The sequence below is a fragment of the Synechococcus sp. F70.1 genome, assembly GCF_047502745.1.
In the GTDB taxonomy this organism is placed as follows: domain Bacteria; phylum Cyanobacteriota; class Cyanobacteriia; order Thermostichales; family Thermostichaceae; genus Thermostichus.
In genome coordinates this window covers 2,592-11,546 of the sequence record NZ_JANSJL010000058.1, presented here as the reverse complement: position 1 = coordinate 11,546, position 8,955 = coordinate 2,592, and the positions used below count along the sequence as shown (strand labels likewise).

Annotated in this window: 9 protein-coding genes and 1 pseudogene; 2 read left to right on the top strand and 8 right to left on the bottom strand. The window is 61.7% G+C overall.

The features are described 5' to 3' along the window. Positions 1-538 precede the first annotated feature (538 nt). Complete coding sequence (gene pdxA / locus NW860_RS05890) at positions 539-1,591, top strand: 4-hydroxythreonine-4-phosphate dehydrogenase PdxA (protein ID WP_414513011.1); 1,053 nt, start codon at positions 539-541, stop codon at positions 1,589-1,591. On the opposite strand, the gene rpiA is transcribed toward pdxA, so the two are convergent. From rpiA to NW860_RS05855, 7 genes are all read right to left on the bottom strand, one after another. After that, positions 1,548-2,240, bottom strand: a complete 693-nt coding sequence (gene rpiA / locus NW860_RS05885; protein ID WP_414513009.1) for a ribose-5-phosphate isomerase RpiA — start codon at positions 2,238-2,240, stop codon at positions 1,548-1,550. The genes pdxA and rpiA overlap by 44 nt on opposite strands. A gap of 30 nt (positions 2,241-2,270) precedes the next feature. Beyond that, positions 2,271-3,713, bottom strand: a complete 1,443-nt coding sequence (rimO, locus tag NW860_RS05880; protein ID WP_414513007.1) for a 30S ribosomal protein S12 methylthiotransferase RimO — start codon at positions 3,711-3,713, stop codon at positions 2,271-2,273. A 106-nt stretch (positions 3,714-3,819) separates the two neighbouring features. After that, positions 3,820-4,635 carry a cobalt ECF transporter T component CbiQ gene (cbiQ, locus tag NW860_RS05875; protein WP_414425564.1) on the bottom strand — a complete coding sequence of 272 codons (816 nt, stop codon included), beginning with the start codon at positions 4,633-4,635 and terminating at the stop codon, positions 3,820-3,822. Then, positions 4,622-5,266: a cobalt transporter CbiM gene (cbiM, locus tag NW860_RS05870; protein ID WP_414513005.1), complete on the bottom strand. Its 645-nt coding sequence runs from the start codon at positions 5,264-5,266 to the stop codon at positions 4,622-4,624. The genes cbiQ and cbiM overlap by 14 nt, the downstream gene beginning before the upstream one ends. Positions 5,267-5,268: 2 nt before the next feature. Further along, positions 5,269-5,754 (bottom strand): hypothetical protein, encoded by a 486-nt coding sequence (locus NW860_RS05865; RefSeq protein WP_414419925.1) that lies wholly within the window; start codon positions 5,752-5,754, stop codon positions 5,269-5,271. A 494-nt stretch (positions 5,755-6,248) separates the two neighbouring features. Continuing rightward, on the bottom strand, positions 6,249-7,052 hold the full coding sequence (locus NW860_RS05860; protein ID WP_414513004.1) for an SH3 domain-containing protein: 804 nt from the start codon (positions 7,050-7,052) through the stop codon (positions 6,249-6,251). A 146-nt stretch (positions 7,053-7,198) separates the two neighbouring features. Further along, the gene (locus tag NW860_RS05855; RefSeq protein WP_414396293.1) at positions 7,199-7,570 is read right to left on the bottom strand and encodes a hypothetical protein; all 372 of its coding nucleotides are present in this window, start codon (positions 7,568-7,570) and stop codon (positions 7,199-7,201) included. Positions 7,571-7,837: 267 nt separating this feature from the next. Between NW860_RS05855 and NW860_RS05850 the strand changes: the two genes are divergently transcribed. After that, positions 7,838-8,554, top strand: a complete 717-nt coding sequence (locus NW860_RS05850) for a response regulator transcription factor (protein ID WP_414396291.1) — start codon at positions 7,838-7,840, stop codon at positions 8,552-8,554. A 35-nt stretch (positions 8,555-8,589) separates the two neighbouring features. Here the strand turns inward: NW860_RS05850 and NW860_RS05845 are convergent. Then, a pseudogene (locus NW860_RS05845) lies at positions 8,590-8,955 on the bottom strand (ABC transporter ATP-binding protein); the annotation flags it as partial.

Sequence of the window (8,955 nt, the reverse complement as noted above, 5' to 3'; positions counted from 1 at the left end):
TGGGCCTGTGGCTTATCCTGAGCATCCTCCGCTCCGGTCGCCTGCGCGGCTAACCCTACGTATCCCTGTGCTTGGGATGTTTGCAAAACAACGGTATCAACGCCTTTGCGAGCGCCTCCAAAAATCCCGCAAAGGCCCATTTTTTCGTTACCCGCTCGATGCCTTGCGCTACAAGGCTTTCAGGCTCTCACCGCCTCTCTCCAAGGCCACTTTTTGCCCTTTTCGACCGACCCCCTCGCAAATGGGTCTTGTACCCCTTGCCCTGCTTGGCTTCAATCGAGGAGCAGTCCTAGTGCTGGCTCTGCTGGCTAGGGGCTCTGCCCCGAAAGCTAGGGCTGTTCTCCCTTCGGGGGGATTCCTAGAAATTGGAAACTACTCGATAATGATCCGGTCGGCCATTTGGCCGCCTCGCGTTCCCCCTTCGGGAGGATCCCTAGAAGTTGAAAACGCCAGGCATTACCTACCGGCAAAGCGCGGGGCTTGGCTGTAGCTCCCCCTTCGGGGGGATAAAAATTGGAAAGGAATCGGGAACGCCCCTGTGAGCCTAGTGCTGCCAAAGCTCGCCCTGACGTTGGGAGATCCGGCGGGGATTGGGCCAGAGATTGTGCTCAAGGCGCTGGCGGATCCCCAAGTGCAGGCCTGCGCCCAGATAACGGTGGTGGGCGAGCGGCAGGTTTTGCAGGCTACCTACCGTCTCTTGAAAGCAAAAGGGGTAGCGGATCCCTTAGCTGACCCAGAAGGGATTCCAGTCCTAGAGTGCGGCAGCGGCTTCCACCTAGAGCCCTCTGGCGTGGGCCGGGGGGATACCCAGAGCGGAGCGGCTAGCTTTGTCTACCTGAAAACGGCTGTTGAAGGGGCGCTGCAAAGCCAGTTCCAGGGGATCGTGACCGCCCCCATTGCCAAATACCTCTGGCACCAAGCGGGCTACCCCTTCCCCGGCCAAACAGAGGTACTGGCCCAGCTCAGCGGGCGCGAGTGCTACGGGATGCTGTTTGTGGCCCGTTCTCCCTACAGCGGCTGGCAGATGCGGGTTCTACTGGCCACCACCCACATCCCCTTGAGCCAGGTGCCCCTCACCCTCACCCCAGAGCTGGTGCGCAGGAAGTTGGACTTGCTGGCGGGATCCCTGCGCGAGCTCTTTGGGATTGGCGATCCCGTAATTGCCGTGGCTGGCCTCAACCCCCATGCCGGCGAACGGGGGCAACTGGGTTCAGAAGAACAGGAGTGGCTGGCGGAGCTGCTAGGTACCTATCCCCACGCCAGAATCTGGGGGCCGCTCCCCCCCGATACGATGTGGCTAGCTCCCGCCCAAGCCTGGTATGGTCAAGGGTCTCCCGCCGTGGCTGATGCCTACCTGGCCCTCTACCACGACCAAGGCCTGATCCCGGTGAAGCTGCTGGCGTTTGACCGAGCCGTCAACCTAACCCTGGGGTTGCCCTTTATTCGCACCTCCCCTGACCACGGCACTGCCTTTGACATAGCTGGACAGGGGGTGGCCCGCGCCGAGAGCCTCAAGCAGGCAATCCTGCTGGCAGCCGAACTGGCCCCTACGGCCGCCGCAGCGTCTCGATCCCTCCAGGGCCAGCAATAATGGCCTCCGTGGCCATGCCGATAAACAGGCCGTGCTCCACTACCCCCACCGTTGCTTTGAGTTGCTCAGCTAGCTTGGCTGGATCGGCAATGGGGCCAAACTGGCAGTCGAGGATGTAGTGCTGCTCGTCGGTGAGGTAGGGATCCCCGTCGGCCGTGCGCCGCAGCACCGCCTGGCAGCCCAGGGCTTCCACCCGCGCCAGGGTGGTCTTCCAGCCAAAGCGCACCACCTCCACCGGCACTGGGAAGCGCGTGCCTAGCTGCGCCACCTTCTTGGAGGCGTCGGCAATGATGATTAGCTCGGCGGCGCTGGCCTCCACCAGTTTCTCCCGCAGCAGGGCTCCCCCTGCCCCCTTGATGAGATTGAGGGATCCCACCTCAATTTCATCAGCTCCATCGATGGCCAGATCCAAGCGAGGCTGCTCTTCCAGCGTGGCCAGCGGGATCCCTAGAGAGCGCGCCTGTTCCGCCGTGCGCTCGGAAGTGGGCACCCCGATGAACTGCAGCCCCTCCTTTCGCATGCGCTGGGCTAGGGCGCTCACTGCAAAGGCGGCTGTGGAGCCCGTCCCCAGGCCCACCACCATGCCTGACTGTACCCGCTGGGCTGCTGCCTGGGCTGCCGCCTGTTTCAGCTCCTCAGAACTAGCCATCCTATTCCCGCTGGAGTCCAACTTGCTATTCTACCGCCCACTCCAACTAAAGCCCTGCGGCGCCTCCACCACCTGGCCAAAGAGATCGTAGGGCTCGGCCCGCGTAATCTGGACCGGCACCAGGGATCCCAAAGATCCCGGCCCGCGCACATACACCACCCCGTCCACCTCAGGGGCAAAGCGGGGGGAGCGGCCAATCCACTCGCCCGTGCGGGGGTTTTCCTGCTCCAGGAGCACAGGCACCACCTGCCCCACCTGCTCGCGGTTGCGGCGGAAGGCGATCTCCTGCTGCAGCTGCATCAGGCGGGCGCGGCGCTCTTTTTTGACGCGCTCAGGCACTTGGTGAGGAAGGTGGTAGGCAGGCGTGCCTTCTTCGGGAGAAAAGGTAAACACCCCCACATGGTCAAATTGGTGGCGCTGCACAAAGTCCAACAGATGCTGGAAGTGCTCCTCTGTCTCGCCAGGAAAGCCGACGATGAAGCTGGTGCGCAGCACGGCCTTGGGTAGGGCCTGACGCAGCCGCTCGATCAACCGGTCGTTGACCTGGTCCTGCCAGGGGCGGTTCATGGCCTTGAGGATCTCGGGGTGGCTGTGCTGCAGCGGCAGATCCAGATAGAGCAAGAAATTGGGGGTCTCCTGAATGGCCTCTACCACTGCCGGAGTAATGCCCGTAGGGTAGGCATAGAGCATGCGGACCCAGGGAATAGGGATCTTGCCCAGAGCACGGATGAGCTCCGCCAGCCGCGGCTCCCCGTAGAGGTCGATCCCGTAGTTGGTGGTGATCTGGGAAATGAGAATCAGCTCCTGCACCCCTTCTGCAGCCAGTTGTTCGGCCTCCCGCAAGATGGACTCGATGGGGCGAGAGCGTTGCTTGCCCCGCAGGTGAGGGATGATGCAGAAAGAGCAGCGATAGTCACACCCCTCGGCCACCCGCAGGTAGGCCACTGGCGCGTGGGTAGTGCGATAGCGGGGGACAGTCTCATCGGCAATGTAGTCCAAGCTGGAGGTGACGGCATTAACCCGCTCTCCCCGCTCCACCCGCTCCATAACTTGGACGATTTGGTGGTAGTCGCCCGTGCCCACAATGGCCACCGCCTCTGGGATCTCCCGCAGCAGCTCCTCCTGGAAGTGCTGCGCCAAGCAGCCGGCGATGATGAGCTTCTTGCCCTGCACTGCCAGCTCCATCAAGGTGCTGACCGACTCCCGTCGCGCCGCTTCGATGAAGCTGCAGGTGTTGACAATGATGTAGTCGGCGCTTTCTTCATCCCCCTCCACCCGGTAGCCCGCCTGGGCCAGCAGGCCCATCATGTGTTCCGTGTCCACGCGGTTTTTCTCACAGCCCAGATGCACAACGGCAACAGCCGGCGCTTCCTTTGGGGAAGCAGAAAGGCTGCGAGAGGGCGTAGGCAGAGCGGTTTCCAACCAGTTCATAGCCACAGGAGAGGCCGAGAGAATGGCAACAATAGACAACAAATGAATTGGGAAAATTGAGGCCTTCCTATTCTAGTTCTAGTTGGGTTTCGCTTCTAAAGGCGGGGAGGAGGACTGTCCACCTTGTCTAACTCCCCTGCCAACCAGCTCAATCGGGATAACCCCCAAATTGAACCCACACCAAGCCGAGAGCCACAGCCACCGCCAGCCCAGTGGCCGCCCAGCTCCAGGGATCTCCTGCCCTCTCTTCTGGGAGCAGAAGCGCTCTTCCATAGCCCCGTAGGCGCAGCGCCTGATAGACCCGCTCGGAGCGCTCGTAGCTGCGCACCAGGAGAGTGCCCACTGCAGCAGCCAGGAAGGGAAGGTCTTGTCGCAAGGCCAGGTCCGGACGCCACAGGGATCCCCGCGGTCGCCAGCCCCTCAGCCGAGCTGCCCGCTGCATCCGCTGCCACTGGGTAGCCACCTCCTGCAAATAGCGCTGGGTTAGCCAAGCCAGTTCCAGGAGTAGGTCGGGGATCCCCAAAGCCCCTAGGGCTGCCAACAGGGCCGGCAGAGGGGTGGTCTCCCCCAGCAGCATTGCCAGGGCCAACAGCGCCAGGCTGCGCCCGCCAAGGCAAAGCGCCCTCTCCAGCCCCTCCCAGCGCAAAGCCAAGGAGCCCCACTGCCAGAGGAAGGTCTCCCCAACGGCAAAAGGCAAGAAGAGGACGAAGGCTATCAACAAAACTCCTGGGGCGGCCAGCCGTCTTAGCCCTCGGCGCAGGGGCAAGCCGGAGAGCGCCCAAAGAAGAGCCACCAACACCCAAACTAGGGGTAGCAAGGCCAAGCGCTGCACCTGGGCAAAAGCCGCCATCAATGCCAGTAGGCCAACCACCTTGGGCAGAGGCCGCCAGCGGTGGAGCCAAGGGGAGGAAAAACTCCTGGAGGCGAGAGGCGGGCAGGGCAGATTAGCCTTAGAGCTTTTCATCCTCCCCCAAAAGCTGCGGCTGTACCCGCTGCAAGAACAGCACCACCCAACGGGTAAACAGCCCCTCCACCCCTGCCAGCGGCAGATGAGCTGCCATCAAGCCGGCCAGGGCCAAGCGCTCTGCGGACGTGGAAGGGATCCCCTCGCTGTACAGCGCCGCCAGCACCACGCCGTAAAATAGCAGCGCCGCCAGCACCACCCCTGCAGCTCCTGCCCAAAAGGCAGCCCAGCCCGTTCCCAGCCGCCGCCGGCTTGCTTGAAAGATCCCTCCTGCCAGAAGCGCCGGGATCCCCAAGATGGCGGCGTTGATCCCCAGGGTGGTCAGCCCTCCATGCCCAAAAGCCACGGCCTGAAAGAACAGGCCCACCAGGATGGCCGGGTAGGCCAAGACCCCCAAGAGCACGCCCATTAGGCCATTGAGCAGCAGGTGTAGGCTGGCTGGAGGAAAGGGCAGGTGAATGGAGGAGGCGACAAAAAAAGCCGCTGTCAGCAGCGCTGCCTTGGGGAGCGGGCGGCGGGGATCCTTTTCCAGCCGCTGCAGGCGGCCCAGGCTGTAGCCGGTGATCAAGGCGGTGAGGCCATAGCCTCCCAACCACAGGGGCGCTGGCAAAAGGCCCTCGCTGATGTGCATGGCTAGTCCTGCTCCAGAGCAGCAGCGCCGACTTCGGAGCTTGGCCGTTCTCCACCCACAGAGGCGGCAGGGCGGGGCCGCAAGAAAAACAGCGCTGTGCCTAAGCAGCCCCAGATAACGCAGGCGGCCATGACCCCTCGCTGCAGAGGCCCAAAGCCAGGAGAGGGGGGGCTGGGGATCCCTAGCCCCTCTCCAACCGGCACCTTCACCACTACGCCGTGCCCCGCCTGGCGAATGTGCACCTGCCACAGGCCCTTGAGCTCCGGATCCGGCTGCAGCCAAAACCGGCCCTGGGCGTCCGTCTGCCCCTCCTGCCAAGGAGTGCTGGGATTGCTAGGTGCAAACACCGTTACCTGCGCCGAACGCATCGGCTCGCCTGTATCGTAGCGGGCCTGGATCTCGAACGTGGGAACTGCTCGCCAAGAGGCCTCCACCCCGTGTCCCCAAGCCGGGGCAGCCAGAAGCAGGCCAAAAGCCAGCCAGCTCAATTGCCAGCAAGAGTGGAAAGGGGCGCGACTTGGCCAGACTGGGTTCATCGCTAAGCAAAGGATAGAGGACAACAAAAGCCAACGGGACTTGAGGGCAAAGACCTACGTCAAGAACCCCGTCCTGCCGAGGCAATCAGGCGAACCCCAGCGCTGCCTTTGAGGCCGTCCTTGAAGGGCAGCCTGTCATTCCCAAACAGGTGGTCGAAGTGGAAGGCGGCTCCCCAGTCCGCCACCTGGCCTCCCGGACAAGACCCTTGTGCTCTTCTCCCACCTACTCGCCACAGACGAGGGCCAGCTCAGGACTGAACTTGAGCACACATGGGATCCCCTCCGCCTCCCTTTTTGCTGTTCAGGCTCTACCCTTGATCCAGAGAGAGTAGCCCTTCGACGGACCCTCCAGCGCCGGCGTTTGTCGCTTGGCCCAGGCAGTCCTGCTCTACCGAACCACAGATTTCTTCACCCTTACAATCCCCCGCTGGGGCATCCCCCAGAAACTACTCCTGCGCCAAGTTTCCGGCCCGCACCCAACCTTCCTGCCCGTTCTGCCGCCGGATGCGCTGCCAGCGGCCATCGGCGCTGTATTCCAGCACTTCCACCACCTCGTTCATGGGCACACCACCGATGTAAGCTCCTTCCCGGTCGGGAGTGGCCCGTAGCGCTAGGCCAATCGGCTCAATTACCCGTCCCCGTTCCCCTGGAGCAAGGCTGGTTTCTACCAGTGGCCGAATTAGCGAGGGGGTAGAGTTAGGTGTAGATTCAACCCCAGAAGTTGCAGAAAGTGGAGCCGAGGCAACTGCTGCTCCTTCCACGGGGCCCAGGTTGCCAGCGCGTACCCAGCCTTCCTGGCCGTTCAGCTCTCGCCGCACCCGTTGCCAGCGGCCATCGGCGCTGTACTCCAGCACCGTCACTATTTCCCCCGCCCCAATTCCCCCTTGGTAAGCTCCCTCCACTGAGGGCTTGCTGCGGATGGCTAGACCCCGAGGCTCGATCACCCGCCCCCGGCTGCCAGGCGGAAAGGCAGTGGAATCAAGGCTGCCTACAGCCGGCGGAGACTCCCTCTGAGTAGGGCGAGCCGAGGGGGAAAAGGGCAAGCTTGTCGGTCTAGGCAAAGGCTCCACCCGCACCGCTCGAGGAAACTGCGGCACTGCAGGGGGAGCCACCAGGGGAGCAATGAACTGCCACGCCTGCCAACCCAGAGCAGCCAAGGCCCCAACCGAGAGGCTCAGGGCCATTAGGGTGCCGAAGGGAAAACTCCCCACCGCCGGAGAAGAACGGCCTCGCACCGGGTAGTTAGCCATCCAAAACTCAGCTCCCAAAAGCTGAGAGTAAGAGCCTTGCCAACGCTTGCAAGCCCCAGAGCATCTCTAGTACTTCTAGTTTCGCCTCTGGGTGCTGGCTTGGGAAGCTATCTCCCAAGGGGCAAGCTCAGCAGCACGTTTAGCCTCTACTTGGTGAACATATTCTCCCAGTCGGTGGTGAGAATTTCGTGGCCAAAGGTCCAGCCGGCTAGGAGCAAGGGCAAGGCCAAACCCAAGAAGCCGAAGAAACTGATTACCTGAGCAATTTGCCGCTGCGCCCTTTTCCTTTTCGGGTCGGGGATGTTACTAGCAGCTACCGTGAGCTTTGAGCAAAAGGCTACCACCACCGCCCCCGCTGGCCCCAGCACCAGCGATGGCCACAGCCAATCCGCTACCTGCGCATACTCGTAGGCCCGCGTGAACGGCATGATGACGAAACAGACCAGCTCTAGCACTCCCCAGGTGAAGAGGGCCACCTGGATATCCTTGCGAAAGACGGCGTTGGGATCGTAGTACATAAGCCTCTGGGAAGAACCCCCACCATGCCACTCTAAGGCCTGGCCGGCAAGTTGTTACTCCCCTCCTTTGCAGACAGCCTAACGAGTGGTTGCCACTCATTTGCCCAGAGACAGAGGCTCGAGGAAAGCCAAACAGCCAATTCAATAAGAGTCTGAAGCAGTCTGTTGTATAAATAAAGACTACCTGGGTTTGCCGCTTTCTGCAGCCCGGATACGTCCTGCTGGCAGAGCTCTTCTGCAGCCCTGTCCCCTCCTAGTTACCCCGCTATGTTCCGCATCCTTATTGTCGACGACGATCCCAGCATTTGCACGCTGCTCAAGCGGTATTTGCAGCGCCAAGGGTACACGGTCGAGGTGGCTGCAACCGGTGCCGAGGGCCTGCAGCAGTTACGTACTTTTCAGCCGGACTTGGTGATTTTGGATTTGAACTTGCCAGATGTCAGCGGCTACAGCCTCTGCCGGCAGATGCAAAAGGAGACTGGCGTGTATGTATTGATGCTAACCAGCCGAGTGAATCCTGCCGACAAGCTGCAAGGATTTCAGCTAGGCGCAGATGACTACCTGACCAAACCCTTCACCCTACCGGAGCTACAAGCACGGGTGCAGGCTATCCTGCGCCGGGGGCGGACGAAAGCCCAGGGAGGGAGCGCCCCCGTTCTAACCTTTGCCTCCTTGGTGATTAACCCAGAAACCCGGGAAGTCACTCGCGACCAGCGCCCCATTAGCCTAACGGCTCTGGAGTTTGACTTGCTCTACACCATGGCCCGCTACCCTGGACGGGTTTGGCGACGCGCTGAACTGATCCGAGAGGTGTGGGACTTTAACTATGAAGGAGATGAGCGAGTCGTTGATGTCCACATTGGCCAAATTCGCAAGAAGTTAGAGACTGATGCCAGTCAGCCAGAGCTAATCCGCACCGTGCGCGGCGTTGGCTACAAGTTTGAGCCACCCACTCCAAAGGAGGGAGGAGAGGAATTCAAATAGCCATAAAAGAGAGAGAGGTTGAGAGTAAAAGCGCGCTAATCCAGACGACGGCCTGTCAAGCGCACAAAGATATCTTCTAGGTTGGCAGGGCGCACCATCAGGCCGGTTTTGTCGGATTCGGCTTCCAACTGCCGCTGGGCCTCCGCCAAGCTGGGGAAAAAGGTGTAGCTCACCTCCTGTCCAGGTCGGGAGCGCACCAGCAGAGCTTCCCCGTACTTGGCCCGCAACTGACTAGGGCTGCCCAGCTCGATCAGCTTGCCGCCGTCCATGATGCCGATGCGGTCGCACAGCTCTTCGGCCTCCTCCATGTAGTGGGTGGTAATTAGCAAGGTCATCCCCTGTCGATTCAGATCCCGCAGGATCTCCCACAACAGCCGCCGCGCTTGGGGATCCAATCCAAC

Bases quoted from the DNA above. Each gene is read 5' to 3' on its own strand.
- rpiA (WP_414513009.1), bottom strand. From the start codon at position 2,240: ATGGCTAGTTCTGAGGAGCTGAAACAGGCGGCAGCCCAGGCAGCAGCC.
- cbiQ (WP_414425564.1), bottom strand. From the start codon at position 4,635: ATGAAAAGCTCTAAGGCTAATCTGCCCTGCCCGCCTCTCGCCTCCAGG.
- cbiM (WP_414513005.1), bottom strand. From the start codon at position 5,266: ATGCACATCAGCGAGGGCCTTTTGCCAGCGCCCCTGTGGTTGGGAGGC.
- NW860_RS05860 (WP_414513004.1), bottom strand. From the start codon at position 7,052: ATGGCTAACTACCCGGTGCGAGGCCGTTCTTCTCCGGCGGTGGGGAGT.
- NW860_RS05855 (WP_414396293.1), bottom strand. From the start codon at position 7,570: ATGTACTACGATCCCAACGCCGTCTTTCGCAAGGATATCCAGGTGGCC.
- NW860_RS05850 (WP_414396291.1), top strand. From the start codon at position 7,838: ATGTTCCGCATCCTTATTGTCGACGACGATCCCAGCATTTGCACGCTG.